A 20,215-nucleotide genomic window follows, 5' to 3' on the forward strand; every position below is an offset into this window, starting at 1 on the left:
CGGATGTTTGTCGACTCACACTGCCATCTCGATTTTCCAGATCTCGCCGAGCGCGAGGCCGATATCCTGGCCGCGATGGCGGCGAATCGCGTGGGGCAGGCGCTGTGCATCAGCGTGAAGCTGGAGGATTTTCCCCGGGTTCGCAGTCTGGCCGAGCGCCACCCCAACCTGTGGGCGTCGGTCGGCGTGCATCCGGACAATGCCGATTGCGAAGAGCCCGATGTGACCCGCCTGCTCGAACTGGCCGACCACCCGCGGGTGATCGCGATTGGTGAAACGGGGCTGGACTACCATTGGCACAAGGATGCCCCCGAGTGGCAGCGGACGCGCTTCCGCACCCACATCCGCGCCGCGCGGGCATGCAACAAGCCGCTGATTGTCCATACCCGCAGCGCGGCGGCGGATACGCTACGTCTGATGCAGGAAGAGGGTGCCGCGACATGCGGTGGGGTCATGCACTGCTTCACCGAGTCCCGTGCCGTTGCCGAAGCCGCGCTCGAACACGGGTTCTACATCTCGTTCTCGGGAATCGTCACCTTTCGTAACGCGAAGGAGCTCAAGGAGGTGGCAGCATGGGTTCCGCTCGATCGTTTGCTGATCGAAACCGATGCGCCTTACCTGGCGCCCATGCCGCACCGCGGGAAAACCAACGAACCCGCGTGGGTGGTGCATGTGGCGGAAGAGATTGCACGGCTGCGCGACATCCCGCTCGACGCCGTCGAACGGGCGACCACCGAGAACTTCTTCCGCTTGTTCAAACATGCCAACGTCTGAAGCCATTCGCAAGTTCGTGCTCGCCGCCGCAAGCAGTTTCCTGCTTGCCGGTCCTGTGTTCGCTGCCAGTTACGACGATGCGTTGAGTTCCGCGCAACTCGGCGACACCAAGCAACTTGTCGGCTTGCTGGCGCGCGGGCTGGACCCGAATACCGTCGACGCCAACGGCAATACCTTGCTGATCCTGGCGGCCAGGGAAGGCAACGCCGAGACCGTCGACGCGCTGCTCAAGTACCGTCCCCGACTTGCCTACCGCAACCTGGCGGGCGACTCGGCCCTGATGCTGGCGGTGTTGCGCGGTCACGGCGAGGTGGTCGACGTGTTGATCGGCGCGGGCGCACCGGTCAATCACGACGGCTGGACGCCGCTGCACTACGCGGCGTTCGAAGGCCGCCTTGAGATTCTGGAGCGCTTGATCGCGGCAGGTGCCAAGCTCGATGCGCTGGCACCGAACCAGTCCGATGCGCTGATGCTGGCCGCCCGCAATGGTCATACTGCAGTGGTACGCTACCTGCTCGCGCGCGGGGTTCCGCTCGATCGCCGGAACGAAGCCGGGTTCAATGCCGAAGAATGGGCGACTTCCAACGGCAACACCGATATTGCCGAGCTGATCCGGGCCGAGCGGAAACGGCGTTGATCCGCGCTTAGGGTCCCGATCCGGGTGGTGCGGGACGACGGTAACGTCGACTCAAGCGTCGGTTAGCGCGCCGACGATCCAGCCTTCGATCGGATCGAAATCCGCCGGTAGACCGAAATGGGGCGGACCGGCTTGCAGTGACCAGGCAGCCTGCATCAGCGCGAGGGTCGCGTCCAGCAGGTCACCGCTGCCGTCCATCTTGATTTCGTCCAGGAGCTCCTTGCTCGCCTGCAATTTGAGCCGCAAGGCATGATCGCCGGTGCGCAATGCGGCAAGAATGTGGATCCGGGCGGCGAGGCGTGCCGGCGTCTGCTTGCTGCGCTCGTCGCTCTTGTACGACTGGACCGCGATGCTGCGCGCCAGCAGGCCGGGATAGGCTTCCACCGCGATCCGGGCCGGATCGCCGCAGTGCACGCCGGGGATCGTGATCCCGGCGGCGAGGAGGCGGGGTGCGCCTTCGAGGAACATCAGACCGACCGGCGGGTTGACCAGTTTCAGCGGGCTGTGTGAGCGTGCCGGCAAATCGGTTGCCCGATGAGCATAGCGTCGGCCGACCGGTCTGGTCTGGCGGTAGCCGTCGAGCGCCGCGCGAAAACGCAAACGCCCCAGCGCGCTACAGTGGGCGAGCAGCTGATCCCAGCGCAGTGGCCAGCCGAGTTCGAGCACCGCCTCGCGTGGTAGTCCGAACGGAAAATCGAATCCGCCCAGCCAGGGGCCCTTGCGCAAGAGCACAGCCTCGAAGGTAGCCAGATCGGGACAGCGTTCCAGCGCCTCGAGCTTGACCCCGTGAGCACCCAGATGTCCCGAGGCCACGACAATCGACTTGCCGGGACGTGGCGTCGAGGTGAAGTCCACGCCCAACAAAAGCACGCCTTCGGTCCAGTCGACGCGGTCAGTTTCCAACATCGGGACACTCCGGGAAGCGGGAGAGAATCGTCGCTACGGTCGGCACCATCGGCCGCGGCTCAGCCATCGCGGGCATCGTGATCCACGAACAACCGCGCCGCGGTCAGGACCGTAGTCAGGTGAATGGTGACCGTATCCTCGATCTCGTGAGCATAGCCGCCCGCCATCGCGATTGCCACCGGCACGCCATGGTCGCGACAGGTCGAAAGCACCTTACTATCACGGGTCGACAGCCCGGTCATGCTGATGGCGAGACGGCCGAGACGGTCACCGGCGTAAGGATCGGCGCCGGCGAGATAGATCACCAGGTCGGGTACGAAGTCACCGAATACCCTGGACAGTGCCCCGTCCAACGCGTCCAGATAGAGCTGGTCACCGGTGCCGTCGGCAAACTCGATATCGAGATCGCTCAGCTGTTTTCGAAAGGGGAAGTTTCTGGCGCCGTGCAGGCTGCAGGTGAAGATGTCGGGCTCCCCTGCAAGAATTGCGGCGGTGCCGTCCCCCTGATGGACATCGCAGTCGATGATTGCGATTCTTTCGGCACGTCCTTCGGCGCGCATCGCCAGCGCCGCGATGGCCGCATCGTTGAACACGCAGAACCCGGAGCCGAAATTGCGATGGGCATGATGCGTGCCGCCGGCGAGATTGGCCGAGCAGCGTTCCTCGAGGGCGCTGCGGCAGGCCGCGAGGGTCGCACCGGCGGAGCGCCGGGAACGCTCCACCATCTGCGCCGACCACGGGAAGCCGATACGGCGAATCTCCGCGCTGTCCAGCGTGCCCCGGGCAACCTTGTCGACATAGCCGACGTCGTGGGCACGGAGGAGCGTCTCGTCGGGCGCCGCGTCCGGCACGCGAAAGTCATCGGCCCGAAACACGCCGGAGGCCAGCAGAAGCTCTCGCAGGCGGGCGTACTTGATCATGGGAAAGCGATGTCCGTCCGGCAGCGGCAGAACAAAGTGGTCGGCGTAATAGAGCTTCACTGCCGGAGTTTCCCTGCGTGCATCGTGGTGGGGTGATCAACCCGAATACGGCATCTGCGGTTTCAGCCTATGGACTGAAGCAGGTTCGCCACCGGCGCGTCGGCGTCGGTATAGAGGGTTTCGAACTCGTCTTCCGGGACCATGGTGACCGCGATTTCGGGCTCGTGGCCGCCGCCCCCGAGGATGACCCCGCGCACGGGAGATACGTCGGCAAAGTCGCGTCCCCAGCCGATGGTGACGTGCTCGAGTGCTGGCACGACTGCATTGGTGGGGTCGAAGTCGACCCAGCCCAGCGCCGGGCAATAGACCGACACCCAGGCGTGGGTGGCATCGGCGCCGATCAATCGCGCTTTGCCGGCGGGCGGGCGAGTGAGGATGTAGCCACTGACATAACGCGCGGCCAGCCCTGTCGAGCGCAGGCAGGACAGCATCAGATGGGCGAAGTCCTGGCACACGCCGCGCCGATTCGCCAGCACCTCGGTCACCGGGGTGGATATGTCGGTGGCCTCGGGATCGAAGGTGAACTCGCGAAAAATGCGTCGCATCAGCTTGTCGACCGCGACCAGCAGCGGAACGCCGGGGGCGAAGTCGGGGGCCGCGTAGTCGGCAAAGTCGAGTTTGACCCGCACATGCGAGGATTCGAACAGGAAGCCGGAGGCTTCGAGCAGTGCCGGACTCAGCGTCCGGCCGGCCCGGTAGATGAGCTGCTCGCGCACCGCGTTCCAGGGTGGTGAGTCCGTGAGCACCGGGGGAGGCCTCGATTCGAGTTCGACCCAGCTCTCGGCGCGCACGAAGAGGGTGTCGTGATCGCGATCGAAATGCATCGATCGCACCAGATTGCCGAAGCCGTCGGTGAATTCTTCCGTGCGCAGGGGTTCCGGTCTGACCTCGATGCGGTGCGACACGCAGTGCTGGCCCGGCAGTTCGCGCGGCGTCAGCCGAAGCATCTGGCGTGACTCGCCGACCGCCGAGTCATAGCGGTACCGTGTGTCGTGTCGAATATGGTAGCGCACCGGATTCATGCCACTCTCCGCAGCTGCATCGGCCGCAGGGTATGCGTGAAGTGGCGGCGGTGGACCTCGTCAGACAAGTTGAGCGCGACTCCCATCGACTCGGTCAGCAGCGTGCGCAGGGTGCCGAGGGCGAGTTCGCAGTCGTCGGCCTCGAAGCGGGTCAGATCGAAGTCTTCCAGACGACGGGCGAGCGGATCGATCAGCGGCGACGGATAGGGGTGGCCCAGTTCGCGCGAACTGCGACTGAGGTATTTCTGCAGCACGTCGACCTGGAATCCAACCGAGTGCGGATTGGTGCGATCGAACACGATGAGGTGCAGGACCGGCAACAGTTCGGGCACGCGACGATAGCGCGCACGATAGGTGACGATCGAGTTCGTCGCTTCGAGCAGCCATTCGAACATGCGCTCGCGCGTCTCCGGTCGAGCCGCCATCGGCACCGAGATCAGCCCGGAAAGCCCTTCCAGGCGCTCGATGCGGCGACCGAGAATGAGAAATCGCCAGCCTTCGTCGCGGGTCATGTCGTCCATCGCGAAACCGGCCAGCGAGATACAGGACTGCATCACCCGGTCGATTGCCGACAGGGCCTGGTCGGTACTCGATACCGGCTCCGAGAACAGTTGTTCGAGCCGGTTCAGCGCGTGCCAGTTGTCGGTGGACAGACGCTCGCGCACCTGACTCGCGGAGAAGCTGAGCGAACGGAGATTGGCGGCGACCGAACCGGGGCGTTTGTGGTCGAGGAGGGCGGCGAGGAGCCCGGCCTCAAAGTTGGCGGGCCGGTCCTCGTCGTCCGTGCCGGTCAGCACACCCAGCCTGCGGGCCGCTTCGAGCAGCCCGGCAAGACTTTGCTCGGTATCGGCATCGGTACTGGCGACCCGGGTCAGCGCGGCGCGCAGCAGACGGGCACTGGCCTCGACCCGCTCGGCGTAGCGCCCCATCCAGAACAGGTTTTCGCCCACCCGGGACGGAATGTCGGCACCACCACACACCAGGTCGATGACGCCGAGCCGGCGTTTGAGCATGGTGGTACGCACCACGGGTGCCTCGGCGCGGACCCAGGTGTCTTTCGACAGACCGCCGCGTTGCATCGAGATCACCTCCATCCCCGCCCGTGGTGCGACCCGCCCCAGGGCGCCCGGCATGACCGTGTAACCATCGCCGGTGGCGCTGGCGAACACCCGAATGCCCACCGAACGGGGCAGCAGACGGCGGTTCCAGACCGGCGCCTGGGACAGCCGCACCCACTCCTGCGCCACATAGGCGTGGGGCTGGGCGAGGATGCGCTCGATCATGCGCCGGCGCGAATCGCCCTTGAGCTCATGGCCGAACACGGTCTCCATCCGCATGCTGGGAAAGGCCGGCTTGATGACCAGTTCATCGAGATGCGCGAGCACATACTTCAGCGCGGGGGGTTCGCCGCACCACCAACTCGCCACCGATGGCATCGTCATCGGCTCGCCGAGCAGGTGCTCGCAGATCGAGGGCAGGAATCCGAACAGCGCGCCCGATTCGAGCACGCCGCTGCCGATCGTGTTGGCCATCAGTACCCGACCGGCGCGTATCGCTCCGAGCAGGCCAGGGACACCGAGTGCGGAGTCGGAGCGCAGCTCGAGCGGATCGCAGAAATCGTCGTCGAGCCGGCGCTGGATCGCGTGAACCCGGCGCAGACCGCGCAGCGTCTTGAGGAAGACGGTGTTGTCGCGGACCGTGAGATCCTTGCCCTCGACCAGCGGGAAACCGAGGTAACGGGCGAGGAAGGCATGCTCGAAGTAGGTTTCGTTATAGGGACCGGGCGTCAGCAGGACGGTGAGCGGTACGTCGCCATCGGCCGGGGCCAGCTTGGTCAGGCTGTCCTGCATCGAGCGAAAATAGTTTGCAAGCGGGTTGACGTGCAGTTCGCGGAAGGCGTCGGGAAAGGCGCGCGACACGATGATCCGGTTCTGCAACGCATATCCGGCCCCCGAGGGCCCCTGGGTGCGGTCGGCGATCACCCACCACTGGCCGTCCGGCGCGCGCGCAAGGTCGACCGCATAACTGAACAGCCACACGTTGCCCGGCGGCTGGGTGCCACGCGCGGGCCATTTGTAGCCATGCTGACCGAACACGAGCGCCGGTGGCAGATAGCCTTCGGCAAGCAGGGTCTGCGGCCCGTAAAGATCGGCAAGAATGGCATTCATCAGCCGCGCGCGTTGCGCAATCGCTGCCGACAGCTGCTGCCATTCTTCGGTGCTGATGATCAGCGGCAACATGTCGAGACCCCACGGGCGTTTGGTACCTTTGGGATCGGCATAGACGTTGTAGCTGACGCCGTCGGCCTCGATCGCGCCGCGCACGAAGTTCTCGCGCTGCGTCATCGCCTCATCGGGGAAGTTCTCGATGCGGTCGGCGAATGCCTGCCAGTGCGGGCGTGCCGTGCCGCGCGCGGACAGCATTTCGTCGTAGCGGTTACCGATGAACGGATAGTCTTGTATGAGGCCTGCAGGCATCGTGGGCAGTCACGCCGCACCCGGCTGGCGGGTGCGGCGCGTAGGTTAGAAGTGACGCAAGTCTAGCGTGAAAGGGAACTCCGGATGTGTGCGGACTTCCTCGACCGCCATCTTTCCCGGGGTGTGCCCCATGCGGAAGAAGCGCGCCATACGTCTGCTCTCGGCCTCGAAGGCGTTGACCGGGAAGTTGTCGTAACTGCGTCCGCCCGGATGCACCACGTGATACTGGCACCCACCCACGCTCCGCTGATTCCAGGTGTCTACCAGATCGAAGGTCAGCGGGCTGTCGATGCCGATCGTCGGATGGAGCGCGGACGGTGGTTGCCAGGCGCGATAACGCACGCCCGCGACGAACTCTCCGACCGTGCCGGTTCCCTGCATCGGCACCGGCACGCCGTTGCAGGTCACGACGTAGCGGTCCGGTGCCGCACCGCTGAGCTTGACCTGAACGCGTTCGAGCGAGGAGTCGACATAGCGCGCGGTGCCACCGGGCGCGCCTTCCTCGCCCATCACGTGCCACGGTTCGAGCGCGGCGCGCAGCTCCAGCTTCATGCCTTTGACCACAAAATCGCCGTATTTCGGGCAGCGGAACTCGAGGTGGGGGGCGAACCATTCGCGCTTGATCGGATAGCCGTCGGCCTGCAGGTCTTCGATCACGTCGCTGAAGTCCTGCCAGATGAAATGCGGCAGCAGGAAGCGGTCATGCAGTTCGGTACCCCAGCGCACCAGTTTGGGCGGCGTGTAGGGATCCTTCCAGAAGCGCGCGACGAGCGCCCGCAGCAGCAGTTGCTGGGTCAGGCTCATGCGCGCATGCGGGGGCATCTCGAACGCGCGCATCTCGAGCAGACCGAGGCGACCGGTCGGGCCATCGGGGGAATAGAGCTTGTCGATGCAGAACTCGGCGCGGTGGGTATTGCCCGACACGTCGATCAGCAGGTTGCGCAGCAGGCGGTCCGCGATCCACGGCGGGCAGCCGCCAGGCGTGGACTCGGTGATCCGGGTCAGTTCCTTGAACGCGAGCTCGATCTCGGCCACCGAATCGTTGCGTGCTTCGTCGATACGCGGCGCCTGCGAGGTGGGACCGATGAACATGCCCGAGAACAGGTAGGACAGGCTCGGATGGTTGTGCCAGAAGCTGATCACGCTGCGCAGCAGGTCGGGTCGGCGCAGGAAGGGCGAGTCGGCCGGGGTGGCACCGCCCATCACGAAGTGGTTGCCGCCGCCGGTGCCGGTGTGGCGACCGTCGACCATGAACTTCTCGGTGGTCAGGCGGGCATGGTGCGCCGCTTCGTACAAGTGAGTGGTCTGGTCGACCAGCTCGTCCCAGCTGGTGGCCGGATGAACGTTGACCTCTACCACGCCGGGGTCGGGGGTGATGCGGAAATGCTTCAGGCGCGGATCGCCCGGCGGCTCGTAGCCTTCGAGCAGCACCGGCTGGTTCAACCATTCGGCGGTGGCCTCGACCGCAGCGACGATCTCGAGGTAATCCTCCAGCGCTTCGACCGGGGGCATGAAGATGTACAGGATGCCGTTGCGGGCTTCGGCACACATCGCCGTGCGCTTGATCCAGCCTGCGGATTCCTTGTTGTGCGGGCGGCGTCCGCTGCCGTTGGGTGCTGCATCCCTGCCGCCCGCTAGGCCGCTTCGGCTTCCCGCGACGGCGACCCCGACACCGGCGCTGGCTGCGGGATGGGGCAGACTGGCCGCCCTGCGCCCGGCGCTCGGCCCGAACTGGTGACGCAGGGCCGCATGGGCAGGCAGCGGCGGGAAGTAGTCGAAGGGATCGGGTTGGTGAATGACCGGACGGTCCACCGCTGCGGCCCAGGGTTGCGAATCCAGCGGCAGGCGATAGCCCATCGGCGAGTCGCCCGGAAACAGGTAGCAGCGCTCGCTGCGCAGGAACCAGTTCCCGGATTGCCACTCGCCAGTGGTTGCGTCGCGGGTGATCGGCAAGGCGTAGCCGCTCACCTTGCCCAGGCCCTGCGTGAACACTTTCATCAGCCGTTCGCGCTCGAGCGCATCGTCGAGCCGCGCGTCGAACGGATCGACGTTGGACGGCAGGCGGCGTTCGCGCCACAGGTAGTAGAACACGTCCTCGTAGCCCGGAAACACGAACTCGGGCTGGAGGCCGAGACGGTCGGCCACACCGCGCAGAAAACGACCGGCAATGATGTCGTCTGCGCTGCCCGGCTTGCTGTCGTCCGCCACCAGGTCGCGCCGCGTCCACATCGGCTGGCCGTCCTTGCGCCAGTAGCAATTCAGCGACCATCGGGGAAGCTGCTCGCCCGGATACCATTTGCCCTGGCCGAAATGGACCAGACCCTCGGGTCCGTACTTGTCGCGCAGGCGGTGATAGAGATCGGCGGACAGGCGCTTCTTGTCGGGCCCCATCGCCGCGGTGTTCCACTCTTCGCCGTCGGGATCGTCCACCGAGACGAAGGTCGGCTCGCCGCCCTGGGTCAGGCGGACGTCGTGCTCGGCCAGCTCGGCATCAATCGAATGTCCGAGCTGCTCGATCTCGCTCCACTGTTCCTCGCTGTAGGGTTTGGTGACGCGCGGGGCTTCCCAGACGCGACTGACCTTCATCTCGTGGTCGAAACTCACCTCGCATTCGTCGAGGGCGCCGGTGATCGGTGCGGCGGAGATCGGATCGGGCGAGCAGGCCAGCGGGATGTGACCCTCGCCGGCGAACAGGCCCGAGGTAGGATCGAGGCCGATCCAGCCCGCGCCCGGCAGGTAGACTTCGCACCAGGCGTGAAGATCGGTGAAATCGGCTTCCGGGCCGCTGGGGCCGTCGAGCGACTTGACGTCGGCGGTGAGCTGGATCAGGTAGCCGGAGACGAACCGGGCGGCAAGTCCGAGGTGGCGCAGCAACTGAACCAGAAGCCAGGCGGAGTCGCGGCATGATCCGGACTGGTTCTCGAGCGTCTCCTCCGGGGTCTGCACGCCCGGCTCCATCCGGATCAGGTACTTGATGTGGGAGTACAGCTCGCTGTTGAGCATCACCAGGAAGTCGACCGCGCGCTTCTCGCTGCGGTCCACGCTGTCCAGGTAGGCTTTGAACCTGGGGGTCAGCGGCAGCTTCAGCAGGTAGGGCGCGAGTTCGTGGCCCTGCCACGCCTCGTAATCGAACGGAATGGTCTCGGCATAGGGTTCGAGAAAGAAGTCGAAGGGATTGATCACCGCCATCTCGGCGACGAGGTCGACCTCGATCCGCAGTCTGGTGGTCTTCTCCGGAAATACGAGGCGTGCCAGGTAATTGGATTGCGGATCCTGCTGCCAGTTTATGAAGTGTGGCTCGGGCAGCACCCGCAGCGAGTAGGACAGAATCCGGGTCCGGCTGTGCGGTGCCGGACGCAGACGGACGACCTGGGGGCCGAGATTGATCGGACGGTCGTAGTGGTAGGTGGTGATGTGAGACAGCGCCACATGGATCGACATGAATGCTTCCTCTATCGGGCGTAGTGAAACACCATGAGCAATTCCCGCGCCATGGCAAATGCCTGAACCGAGGCGGGTCGGACGATCCGAATGCACTACAACGGGGCGCGCCCCGTTTTGGGGCGCACCGTAATCGCTCGATCTTCCGCGTTCTCACGGATCTTCGGTGGCGGGGCATTGTCCGAAGTCCTGTAATACACTGCGGCTTCCCCTGCAGAAACCAGAATGACAAGGCGAACCATGAGTGTCATCGATATCGTCCGTCCTGCGCATCACCGTTTGAAGGCCTTTCGGCGCGACATCCATGCTCATCCGGAACTGGCCTTCGAGGAATATCGAACTGCCGAGCTGGTGGCAACCCGGCTCGAAGCGGTCGGCGTCGAGGTTCACCGCGGGATCGGCGGTACCGGTGTGGTGGGCGTGATCCGGGGTGGCCGGGGCCTGCGCGCGATCGGTTTGCGGGCCGATATGGATGCCTTGCCGATCACCGAGCGCAATACCTTCGAACACCGTTCGACCCGCGCCGGATGCATGCACGCCTGCGGCCATGACGGACACACCACCATGCTGCTCGGTGCGGCCGAACTGCTCGCCGAGCGGCGGGATTTCGACGGCATCGTCTATCTGATCTTCCAGCCCGCCGAGGAAGGCGACGGCGGCGGCCGGGTGATGATCGAAGATGGCTTGTTCGAGCGCTTCCCGATGGAGGCGGTGTTCGGCATGCACAACTGGCCCGGCATGCCGGACGGATCCTTCGCGGTCCACACCGGCGCGGTGATGGCCAGCGCCGATCGTTTCGACATCCGCATTCTCGGCGTCGGCGCGCATGCGGCGATGCCTCATCTCGGCACCGATGCGGTGGTCGCGGGCGCCGCCCTGGTACAGGCCGTCCAGACCATCGTCTCGCGCACGCTGGATCCGGTCGATGCTGCCGTAGTGTCGGTCACCCAGTTCCATGCCGGTGAGGCCTATAACGTGATTCCCGATCGCGCCGAGCTGTCGGGCACGGTACGCGCGTTCTCCGAGCCGGTTCAGGCCCGTATCGAGGGCCGTCTGCGCGAACTCTGCGATGGCATTGCCGCGGCGTTCGGCGTGGGTGTCGAGTTCGAATACCGCCGCGGCTATCCGCCGACGATCAACTCGGCTGCCGAGGCCGCTCTGTGCGCGGCAACCGCCGTCGCGCTGGTCGGTGCCGAGCGGGTGACGACCAATGCCCGTCCCAGCATGGGCGCCGAGGACTTCGCCTACTTCCTGCAGCGCAAACCCGGCGCCTACGTCTGGATCGGCAACGGCCCGGGCGAGGGCGGGTGTACGCTGCACAATCCGAACTACGATTTCAACGACGAAATCATTCCGGTCGGTGTTGCCTATTGGGTGGAGCTGGTCAGGCGCATCCTGCCGGAGGCGCATTGAACCGAATCGCCGCACGACCGTCCATCTCGGCATTGCACGTCATTTTCCCGGCCACGAAATCCCTGCCATGAAAACATTACGCCTGGCCTTGCGCATGCTGCGCCGCGACCTGCGCGCCGGTGAGCTGCACCTGCTCGGTCTCGCCATCATCGTTGCGGTGGCCTGTCTGACCAGCGTCGGCTTTCTGGCCGATCGCGTCGGTCGCGGACTCGATCGCGAAGCCAATCAATTGCTCGGCGGCGATCTGTTGCTACGCGCCGATCAACCCTGGCCCGCGCAGTTTATCGAAGAGGCCGGCCGCCGCGGGCTGAGCGTGGCGACCTCGGTGCTGTTCACCAGCATGGCGAGCACCGACGAGGCCGCGGTGCTGACCGGAGTCAAGGTGGTGGAGGAAGGCTACCCGCTGCGCGGTGCGATCCGCATTGCACCCGGGCCCAACCAGCCCGACGCGGACGCGGGGCGGACGCCGGCGCCGGGCGAGGTGTGGCTCGATGAACGCCTGCTGGCCGAACTCGGGGTGCAGGTGGGCGATCGGGTGGGTTTTGGAGAGGTCCAGTTTCGGGTCGGCGGGATGGTCAGTTTCGAGTCCGATCGAGGGGCGAATTTTTTCAGCCTGTTGCCGCGGGCAATCTTCAACCTCACCGAACTCGAGGCCACCGGCCTGATCTCGATCGGCAGCCGGGCCAACTGGCGCCTGCACGTGGCCGGCACCGACCAGGCCGTGGCCGGATACGAGAAATGGGCGCGCACTCAGCTCGGCCGCGGCCAGGCGGTGGAGACCATCGACAATGCGCGGCCGGAGGTTCGCGCGGCGCTCGATCAGGCCCAGCGCTTCCTGCGTCTGGCGGCCTTGCTTGCGGTGATCCTTGCCGCGGTAGCGGTCGGTCTGTCGGCGCGGCGCTTCATGCAGCGCCATCTGGATGCGTGCGCGGTGATGCGCTGCCTGGGGGCGCGACAAGCGCAGGTGCTCGGAATCGTGATCGGCGAGTTTCTGGTGTTCGGTCTGCTCGCGGCATTGGTCGGAACGGCCCTGGGCTGGGCGGTGCAGTGGGGGCTGGGGAGCGGTTTGCGCGAGATAGTGGCCACCGAGCTGCCGGCGCCGTCGATGTTACCGGTGGCGCATGGGCTGATTGTCGGCATGGCGCTGCTGATCGGCTTTGTCCTGCCGCAACTGCTCCGTCTCGGCGCGGTGTCCACGCTGCGCGTGTTGCGGCGCGAGTTCGCACCGGCCGAAGCACGCAGCAGCGGCGCGTGGGTGCTGGGGCTGGGCGCGCTGCTCGGGCTCATCTTCTGGATTGCCGCCGATCTACGGCTCGGGCTGGCGGTGGCAGTCGGCTTCGCCGTGGCGCTGGGAGTTTTTGCGCTCGCGGCCTGGCTGGTGCTGCGGCTGGCAACTCGTGCCAAGGGACGGGGCAGCCTGCGCGGCGGGGGTTGGCGCTACGGCATTGCAGCGCTCGGGCGGCGCATGGGAGCCAGCGTGATTCAGGTTGCCGCACTCGGTCTCGGGATGACGGCACTGCTGTTGCTGACCCTGATCCGCGGCGATCTGCTGGACAACTGGCGCAAGATGACGCCACCCGATGCGCCCAACCGCTTCGTGATCAACATACAGCCCGATCAGCGCGTCGCGCTGGAAGCATTCTTTGTCGCCGGCGGCATGGCGCGCCCGGTCATCGAGCCGATGATCCGTGGCCGCATGGTCGCAATCAACGGCGAACCGGTGAACCCGGAGGCCTACGAAGACCGCCGTACCCGTCGGCTCGCCGAGCGCGAGTTCAATCTGTCGTACGGCAGCACGCTGCCGCGGGGCAACGAGATCGCCGCCGGGCGCTGGCATGGTGAAAGCCGTACGCCGCAGCTTTCGGTGGAGAGTGGCTTGGCCGAGACCTTCGCGCTGAAGGTGGGCGATACGGTGAGCTTCGACGTCGCAGGCCAAAGGGTCGAGGCGCCGATCAGCAGCGTGCGCCAGCTCAATTGGGATTCGATGCGGGTCAATTTCTTCTTCATCGCCTCCGGTGGGATGCTCGAGTCCTATCCGGCCAGCCTGATCACCAGCTTTCATCTGCCGTCCGGCAGCCACGATTTCACTACCCGCCTGGTCAACGCCTTTCCCAACCTGTCGGTGATCGACATCGGTGCGGTACTGACCCAGGTACGCACCATGACCGACAAACTGATCGTGATTGTGCAGTTCGTGTTCGGCTTTGCGGTGCTGGCCGGACTGGTGGTGCTGTACGCCGCGCTGCAGTCCACCCATGACGAACGTGAGTACGAACTCGCCATGCTGCGCACGCTTGGCGCGCGCAATCGCCAGGTGAGGCAGGCCCTGGCGGCCGAGTTCGCCGTGCTGGGCGGCGTTGCCGGGGTCCTGGCCGGCATTGGCGCGACCGCGATCGGATGGGCGCTGGCGCATTTCGTGTTCAGGATGAACTACGTACCCGGCGCGATGCCCCTGGTGCTGGCGACCGCAATCGGGGCGGCCGGGGTGATGCTGGGTGGTTGGTTGGGCACCCGCGGCCTGATGTCGAGACCGCCGCTGGCCAGTCTGAGAGCGCTCGGTTGAGATGATCGCGATTTTCTCCAATGCCGAGCTGGTCGTGATCGGCCTGCTCGCTGCAGTGCTGGGCTTGCTGCTGTGGGTGCTGATGCGCACCGGCCGTCTCGAACGCGATATTCATGCCGGGCTGGGGGAGCGCCTCGATCAGCAACTGGGGGCGCAGCATCGCGACCTGCTGCGCGACTTGCACGACGGACTCGGACGTCAGACCGACCGGATCGGCGACCACGCCCGCGCCGACCGCGAGCTGTTGCAGCGCGGCCTCGCCGCGGCCTCGGTCCAGCTATCGCGCAGCATCGAAGTGCTGACCCACAGCGTGGATGGCCGTTTGCAGACCCTGGCGGGACAGGTGAACGAGCGCCTCGACGAAGGCTTTCGCAAGACCAACGATACCTTTGCCAGCGTGATGTCACGGTTGGCGACCATCGACGAGGCGCAGAAGAAGATCGACGGACTCACCACCAACGTGGTCAGCCTGCAGGAATTGCTCGGCGACAAGAAGGCGCGCGGCGCGTTCGGCGAGGTCCAGCTCGAAGCCCTGGTGCGCAACGTGCTGCCGCCGGACGCCTACGAGTTTCAGGCGACCCTGCCCAACAATACACGGGCGGATTGCGTGCTGAAGCTCCCGGCCCCGACCGGCCTGGTTGCGGTCGATTCCAAGTTTCCGCTGGAGAACTATCACCGCATGTTCGACACCAGCCTCGGCGAGGTCGAGCGCAAGCTCGCTCAGACCGCCTTCCGGGGCGACGTGAAGCGCCATGTGGATGCGATTGCCGGCAAGTACATCCTGCCCGGCGTGACCTCGGACGGCGCGGTGATGTTCCTGCCCGCCGAGGCCGTGTTTGCCGAACTCCACGCCTACCATCCCGAGGTGGTGGCCTATGCCCAGGGCAAGCGGGTGTGGATCGTGTCGCCGACCACGCTGATGGCGGTGCTCAACACCGCGCGTGCGGTGCTGAAGGATGTCGAGACGCGCAAGCAGATTCACGTCATCCAGGACGCGCTGGGCAAGCTGGCGAAGGATTTTCACCGCTTCGACGAACGCATGAACGCGCTCGCGCGCCACATCGATCAGGCGAGCAAGGATGTGCAGGACGTGCAGACTTCCAGCCGTAAGATCACCGCACATTTCCAGAAGATCGAATCGGCCCGTCTGGACGAGCTCGACGAACTCCCCGAAACCGCCGCTCAGCCGCCGATGTAGGACATCTCGATCTTCGGCCGGCTGGCCGTCGCTGCGGTGCGGATTTCGGAGTAGCGGTCGTCGCGCTTTGTCCATACGCCGGCGATCGCGGCATCGAGGCGCACGTCGTCGGCCCCGCCACGCAGCAGGCCGCGCAAGTCGTGTCCCTGTTGCGCAAACAGGCAGGTGTAGAGCTTGCCTTCGGTGGACAGGCGGATCCGGGTGCAGGTGGAGCAGAAAGCCTGGGTTACCGAGGAGATCACCCCGACTTCGCCGGCACCGTCCGCATAGCGCCAGCGCTCGGCCACCTCGCCCGGGTAGTTCGGGTCGATCGCCTCAACCGGAAAGTGGTCGTGAATGCGCGCGATGACCTCGCGCGAGGGCAGTACCTCATCCATCTTCCACCCGTTGCTCGCACCCACATCCATGAACTCGATGAAACGCAGGATGTGGCCGCTGTTGCGGAAGTGGCGGGCCATCGGGACGATGTCCTGATCGTTGGTACCGCGCTTGACCACCATATTGACCTTGATCGCATCGAAGCCGGCTGCCTGCGCGGCGGCGATGCCCTCGAGCACCCGTTCGACCGGATAGTCGGCATCGTTCATGCGTCGGAAAGTCGCGTCGTCGAGGGCGTCGAGACTTACCGTCACCCGGTGCAGCCCGGCGTCGCGCAGCGTGCGGGCAAGCTTGGGCAACAGCACGCCGTTGGTGGTGAGAGTGAGTTCGACGCCGTCCAGCGTTGCCAGCATGGCAATCAGGCGCTCCACGTCCTTGCGCAGCAGCGGTTCGCCACCGGTGATGCGAATCTTGCGCACGCCGCGTGCCACGAAGCGCTGGGCCACCCGCAGGATCTCTTCGAAACTGAGCAATTGGGCGCGCGGCAGGAAGGGGTAGTCCTTGTCGAACACTTCCCGCGGCATGCAGTAGACGCAGCGGAAATTGCACCGGTCGGTCACCGAGATCCGCAAGTCACGCACGCTCCGCCCGCGCTGATCGACAAGCGGCCCCTCTGCCGGATCTGCACGATCGGTCAGGGGGAGGGTGGCGGCGTGGTGGATGGGAATGATCTTCATGGCGGGATTCGAATCTCGATGTTTTGACTAATGATGCGTCCGACTGTTCCACAGGGCCTTGTCTTCGGTCAAGCGGGTCCCCGTGGACGATCGCGAGCACAGCACCAGATCCGCGAAGCCGAACGTGACATCGATCACGGCGAGCGCCAAAGTCCCTGCGGGCGAGGGAAGCCCAGGGCGAACTTTCAGGCAAAATGGCGGCCTAAATTGATAGAAACGACAGATGTGGCAATTTAATATTAAGTCAGCTATTTCAATCCGGAGCCTGGAGGTGGCCAAATGAACGCCCCCGGAAAATCACCCTCGCGAGAAACGGAAACGTCGGCCCTGTACGAGCGCTTCCCGCACCTGCAGGCTATCGATCTGATCTGGGGAAGCCGGGACTGCCGAAGCCATTTGACCCGCCTGATGACGGATACACGCGGCGGAAAACGGCAAGGGTTTCCGCCCGAACATGCCCGTACCATCATGCGCCTGCTGATCGAGCACGATCGCCTGTTTCCCCAGTTCGAGTACGAACCGATGGACACCCGGTGGGGAGACGAACATCTGCGGCGTCACGCCGGACGCTGAGCACGGTACGAGACTTGCCGCCGCGCGCACTTGCGGTAAAGATGTCGGAACGTCCGGCCCACCCGGTCCGGCAACTCTTTTCCGCTTCGGCTCCCGGAGAAAAACAACATGGCCGATATCGCGCCCCTGCACGCAGACCGCTTGCGCGGTTCCTGCAACGCAGACCAATTCTCGTTCGAGACCACCGCCACCCTGGATGATCACCCCGGCGATCTTGGCCAGGCACGCGCCATGGAGGCGCTGCGCTTCGGCCTCGCCATGGGGCATTCGGACTATCACGTCTTCGTCCTCGGCGAGGCCGGGAGCGGCAAGCACGCGACCACGTTCCGCCTGTTGCGCGAACGCGCCGCGAACGAGCCGGTCCCGCCCGATCTCTGTTATTTGCATAACTTCGATGAACCGCTGCATCCGCGATTGCTGACCCTGCCGGCGGGGCGCGGCGGCGTGCTGCGAGCCAACATGCAGACCTTCATCCGCGAGTTGGGTCCGGCAATCGAAGCGGCGCTCGGCAGCGATCCGCACACCGAGCGGATCGAAGCACTGCAATCGGAACACAAGTCTCGCGAGGAATCGGCCTTGCGCGAACTGGGCCAGGACTGCGCGCAGCAGGGCATCTCGCTGCTGCAGACCGCCGATGGCTTCGTTTTTTCGCCTACCCGCGACGGCGAGGTGCTCACCCCCGAAGCATTCGATGCCTTGCCCGAGGATGAGCGCACCGCCATCGAAGCGCAGGTCGCCGAATGGAGCGACCGTCTGAGTGATCTGCTCAACGAGTTTCCAGGGTGGCGCAAGGCCTTGCGCGAAGCACTGGTACGGGCCGAACACGACGTGCTGTCGCCGGCGGTGTCGCATCTGATGCGCGAAATGCGCGAGCGTCACGCCGACTTGCCGGAGGTGCTCCGCTTTTTCGACACGGTGGTGCAGGACGTGCTCGATTTTGCCGTAGACGGGATCGTGGTCGATGAAGACGAGGACGAGGCCGACAGTGACGACAATTCCCGCTTCGGTCGCTATCAGGTCAAGTTGCTGGTCGATCACGCGGCTTCGATCGGCGCACCGATCGTGTTCGAGAACAACCCCGGGTACGGAAACCTGATCGGACGGGTCGAGCACGTGGTACAGCAGGGCGCACAGGTCAGTCACTTCAACCTGATCCGGGCGGGGGCGCTGCATCGCGCCAATGGCGGCTACCTGGTCGTCGACGCGGAGCGCCTGCTGACCCAGCCGTTTGCGTGGGAGGGGCTCAAGCGCACCTTGCGCGCGGGCGAGATCCGCATCGAACCGCCGGCGGAAGCCCAGGGCTGGAGCGGAACCCTCACGCTCGAGCCGCAGGCCGTGCCGTGCTCGCTCAAGGTGGTGATGATCGGCGATCGCGACCTGTACTACACGCTGATGGATCACGATCCCGATTTTGCCGAGCTGTTCAAGGTCGCCGCCGACTTCGACGACGATCTTCCGCGCACGCCCGAGAACGAACAGCAATATGCCCGCCTGCTGGCGATGCTGGGACGAAATGCAAAGCTGCTGCCGCTCGATCGCAGCGCGGTGGCACGCATGGTGGAGGAGGGCGCCCGCCTCGCCGAGGATGCCGCCCGCCTGTCGCTGCAAACCCGCCGTCTGGCTGACCTGATGCGCGAGGCCGACCACTTCGCGCGCATGGAAGGACGCGACCGCGTAGGGCGGGAGCAGATCGAAGTCGCGTTGGCTGCCCGCGCGCGCCGCTGTGACCGCTATCCGACCCATGTGCGCGAATCGATGCTCGACGGCACCACCCTGATTGCCACCAGTGGCGCGCGTGCAGGACAGATCAACGGGCTGGTGGTGATCGAGCTTGCCGGCGAACGCTTTGGCCACCCGATGCGGATCTCGGCCACCGTGCGTCTGGGCGAGGGCGATGTGGTGGACATCGAGCGCGAGGCTGAACTCGGCGGCGCGATCCACTCCAAGGGCGTGCTCATCCTGTCGGCCTTTCTGGCCGCCCGCTATGCCCGCCATCAACCCTTGTCCTTGTCGGCCAGTCTGGTTTTCGAGCAGTCGTATGCGCCAGTGGAGGGCGACTCGGCGTCGCTCGCGGAGCTGTGCGCGCTGCTGTCGGCGCTGACCCAATTGCCGATCGAACAGCGGCTGGCGATCACCGGCTCGGTCAATCAGTTTGGTGAAGTCCAGGTGATCGGCGGGGTAAACGAAAAAATCGAGGGGTTCTTCGACCTGTGTGTCGCGCGCGGCCTCGATGGGACGCAGGGGGTGGTGATTCCGGCGGTCAGCGCGCGTCATCTGATGTTGCGCGAGGACGTGGTCGAGGCGGCGCGCGGCGGACGTTTTCACATCTATCCGGTTACTACCGTGGACGAGGCGATGACCGTGCTGACCGGAATCCCGGCAGGCGAGCCCGACGCCAAAGGCGTCATGCCTCGCGGGTCGCTCAACTTCAAGGTCGCGACCGTGCTGGCGGAAATGACCGCCGCCCGCCACGCATTTGCCGACGGTGACGGCGAGGGGAAACGGCGCAAGCGGTCACATTGAGCCGGAACGACGGGCAGTGGTGCAAGGTGCGCGAAGGGAGTGCGTCAGCGCGGTGCCGTGAGGTCCCGATTCGCTACTCGTCGTCCTTGTCGCCTGAAACTTTTCGCTCGGGCCCGGATTCGAAGTAAGGCGACGCCCGATCAGTGCCATGGTCATCCCAGCCGGTCCTGGGCCGCTCTCGAGGGCAGCGCGAGGCAGGAGTCGAATCCGCTTCAGGGAATGCAAGCCTTGAACCGTCAATCCTGGAGGCCCTCATGATTCCGCGCGTCGTTGATGGTTCCCGGGCGGAACCCGTACCACATCGATGGCACGTCCTCCAGGTATTGCGGGCGATGCGATCGGGACATCCGTTCATCCGGCTGTGGGATGCGTCGTACCTGATGCATCTTGAAGGAGTGCCGCTGGCGGTGCATTACTTCGAATTCCTGGAACGCAACGCTTACATCGTCCCCCGTGCAAAGGAAGGTCTGCAGGCCCACTACTACACGCTCACGCCCGCCGGGGTCGAGCTGTACGAAGAAGGGGAGCGCTGGTGGGGGTCCCTGGGGTGGCGACAGAGGCTTTGGGTGGTCTGGAGAGGGTAGACGATCTGATGCCCAGCCCTGAAAGCAAAAATGCCACCCCGAGGGATAGCATCCTTGCTTGAAGCTGGC

The 20,215-nt window shown here is 65.3% G+C and carries 14 protein-coding genes; 8 read left to right on the forward strand and 6 right to left on the reverse strand.

Annotated features, from left to right (window positions below):
• Nucleotides 1-3: 3 nt before the first annotated feature.
• Together AC3A35_RS15265 and AC3A35_RS15270 are read left to right on the forward strand one after the other, a co-directional pair.
• Entirely contained in the window at nt 4-774 is a 771-nt protein-coding gene (locus tag AC3A35_RS15265; RefSeq protein WP_487437013.1) for a TatD family hydrolase, read from the forward strand.
• Nucleotides 761-1,411 (forward strand): ankyrin repeat domain-containing protein, encoded by a 651-nt coding sequence (locus AC3A35_RS15270; RefSeq protein WP_487437014.1) that lies wholly within the window; start codon nt 761-763, stop codon nt 1,409-1,411. Before AC3A35_RS15265 ends, AC3A35_RS15270 begins: the two co-directional genes overlap by 14 nt.
• A gap of 51 nt (nt 1,412-1,462) precedes the next feature.
• On the opposite strand, the gene AC3A35_RS15275 is transcribed toward AC3A35_RS15270, so the two are convergent.
• The 5 genes from AC3A35_RS15275 to AC3A35_RS15295 form a co-directional block, all read right to left on the reverse strand.
• A complete protein-coding gene (locus tag AC3A35_RS15275) occupies nt 1,463-2,317 on the reverse strand; it encodes a DUF429 domain-containing protein (protein ID WP_487437015.1) in 855 nt (284 codons plus the stop codon).
• A 59-nt stretch (nt 2,318-2,376) separates the two neighbouring features.
• Nucleotides 2,377-3,297: a histone deacetylase family protein gene (locus tag AC3A35_RS15280; protein ID WP_487437016.1), complete on the reverse strand. Its 921-nt coding sequence runs from the start codon at nt 3,295-3,297 to the stop codon at nt 2,377-2,379.
• Between the two features lie 62 nt (nt 3,298-3,359).
• Nucleotides 3,360-4,319 (reverse strand): transglutaminase family protein, encoded by a 960-nt coding sequence (locus tag AC3A35_RS15285; RefSeq protein WP_487437017.1) that lies wholly within the window; start codon nt 4,317-4,319, stop codon nt 3,360-3,362.
• Nucleotides 4,316-6,796 carry a circularly permuted type 2 ATP-grasp protein gene (locus tag AC3A35_RS15290; protein ID WP_487437018.1) on the reverse strand — a complete coding sequence of 827 codons (2,481 nt, stop codon included), beginning with the start codon at nt 6,794-6,796 and terminating at the stop codon, nt 4,316-4,318. Before AC3A35_RS15290 ends, AC3A35_RS15285 begins: the two co-directional genes overlap by 4 nt.
• Nucleotides 6,797-6,841: 45 nt before the next feature.
• Nucleotides 6,842-10,237 (reverse strand): transglutaminase family protein, encoded by a 3,396-nt coding sequence (locus tag AC3A35_RS15295; protein ID WP_487437019.1) that lies wholly within the window; start codon nt 10,235-10,237, stop codon nt 6,842-6,844.
• Between the two features lie 240 nt (nt 10,238-10,477).
• On the opposite strand from AC3A35_RS15295, the gene AC3A35_RS15300 reads away from it, so the two are divergent.
• The 3 genes from AC3A35_RS15300 (at nt 10,478) to AC3A35_RS15310 (ending at nt 15,411) form a co-directional block, all read left to right on the forward strand.
• Nucleotides 10,478-11,650 carry a M20 aminoacylase family protein gene (locus tag AC3A35_RS15300; RefSeq protein ID WP_487437020.1) on the forward strand — a complete coding sequence of 391 codons (1,173 nt, stop codon included), beginning with the start codon at nt 10,478-10,480 and terminating at the stop codon, nt 11,648-11,650.
• Nucleotides 11,651-11,717: 67 nt separating this feature from the next.
• Nucleotides 11,718-14,213, forward strand: coding sequence for an ABC transporter permease (locus tag AC3A35_RS15305; RefSeq protein WP_487437021.1), 2,496 nt, complete (start codon nt 11,718-11,720; stop codon nt 14,211-14,213).
• A 1-nt stretch (nt 14,214) separates the two neighbouring features.
• Nucleotides 14,215-15,411 (forward strand): DNA recombination protein RmuC, encoded by a 1,197-nt coding sequence (locus tag AC3A35_RS15310; protein WP_487437023.1) that lies wholly within the window; start codon nt 14,215-14,217, stop codon nt 15,409-15,411.
• On the opposite strand, the gene moaA is transcribed toward AC3A35_RS15310, so the two are convergent.
• Nucleotides 15,396-16,466 (reverse strand): GTP 3',8-cyclase MoaA, encoded by a 1,071-nt coding sequence (moaA, locus tag AC3A35_RS15315; protein WP_487437025.1) that lies wholly within the window; start codon nt 16,464-16,466, stop codon nt 15,396-15,398. The genes AC3A35_RS15310 and moaA overlap by 16 nt on opposite strands.
• 279 nt (nt 16,467-16,745) lie before the next feature.
• Here moaA and AC3A35_RS15320 point away from each other — a divergent pair, with 279 nt between their 5' ends.
• The 3 genes from AC3A35_RS15320 to AC3A35_RS15330 all read left to right on the forward strand — a co-directional run bounded on the left by AC3A35_RS15320 (nt 16,746) and on the right by AC3A35_RS15330 (nt 20,146).
• Nucleotides 16,746-17,039, forward strand: a complete 294-nt coding sequence (locus AC3A35_RS15320; RefSeq protein WP_487437026.1) for a hypothetical protein — start codon at nt 16,746-16,748, stop codon at nt 17,037-17,039.
• Nucleotides 17,040-17,147: 108 nt separating this feature from the next.
• Nucleotides 17,148-19,562 (forward strand): Lon protease family protein, encoded by a 2,415-nt coding sequence (locus AC3A35_RS15325; protein WP_487437027.1) that lies wholly within the window; start codon nt 17,148-17,150, stop codon nt 19,560-19,562.
• Nucleotides 19,563-19,816: 254 nt separating this feature from the next.
• Complete coding sequence (locus AC3A35_RS15330) at nt 19,817-20,146, forward strand: hypothetical protein (protein ID WP_487437028.1); 330 nt, start codon at nt 19,817-19,819, stop codon at nt 20,144-20,146.
• The last annotated feature ends 69 nt before the right edge of the window (nt 20,147-20,215 follow it).

Source organism: Azoarcus sp. Soil_N_20, from assembly GCF_057656155.1.

Excerpts from the sequence above, each read along its gene's own strand:
- AC3A35_RS15320 (WP_487437026.1), top strand. The coding sequence starts at position 16,746 with ATGAACGCCCCCGGAAAATCACCCTCGCGAGAAACGGAAACGTCGGCC.
- AC3A35_RS15265 (WP_487437013.1), top strand. The coding sequence starts at position 4 with ATGTTTGTCGACTCACACTGCCATCTCGATTTTCCAGATCTCGCCGAG.
- AC3A35_RS15270 (WP_487437014.1), top strand. The coding sequence starts at position 761 with ATGCCAACGTCTGAAGCCATTCGCAAGTTCGTGCTCGCCGCCGCAAGC.
- AC3A35_RS15275 (WP_487437015.1), bottom strand. The coding sequence starts at position 2,317 with ATGTTGGAAACTGACCGCGTCGACTGGACCGAAGGCGTGCTTTTGTTG.
- AC3A35_RS15305 (WP_487437021.1), top strand. The coding sequence starts at position 11,718 with ATGAAAACATTACGCCTGGCCTTGCGCATGCTGCGCCGCGACCTGCGC.
- AC3A35_RS15330 (WP_487437028.1), top strand. The coding sequence starts at position 19,817 with ATGATTCCGCGCGTCGTTGATGGTTCCCGGGCGGAACCCGTACCACAT.
- AC3A35_RS15310 (WP_487437023.1), top strand. The coding sequence starts at position 14,215 with ATGATCGCGATTTTCTCCAATGCCGAGCTGGTCGTGATCGGCCTGCTC.
- AC3A35_RS15285 (WP_487437017.1), bottom strand. The coding sequence starts at position 4,319 with ATGAATCCGGTGCGCTACCATATTCGACACGACACACGGTACCGCTAT.
- AC3A35_RS15325 (WP_487437027.1), top strand. The coding sequence starts at position 17,148 with ATGGCCGATATCGCGCCCCTGCACGCAGACCGCTTGCGCGGTTCCTGC.
- AC3A35_RS15295 (WP_487437019.1), bottom strand. The coding sequence starts at position 10,237 with ATGTCGATCCATGTGGCGCTGTCTCACATCACCACCTACCACTACGAC.
- moaA (WP_487437025.1), bottom strand. The coding sequence starts at position 16,466 with ATGAAGATCATTCCCATCCACCACGCCGCCACCCTCCCCCTGACCGAT.
- AC3A35_RS15290 (WP_487437018.1), bottom strand. The coding sequence starts at position 6,796 with ATGCCTGCAGGCCTCATACAAGACTATCCGTTCATCGGTAACCGCTAC.
- AC3A35_RS15300 (WP_487437020.1), top strand. The coding sequence starts at position 10,478 with ATGAGTGTCATCGATATCGTCCGTCCTGCGCATCACCGTTTGAAGGCC.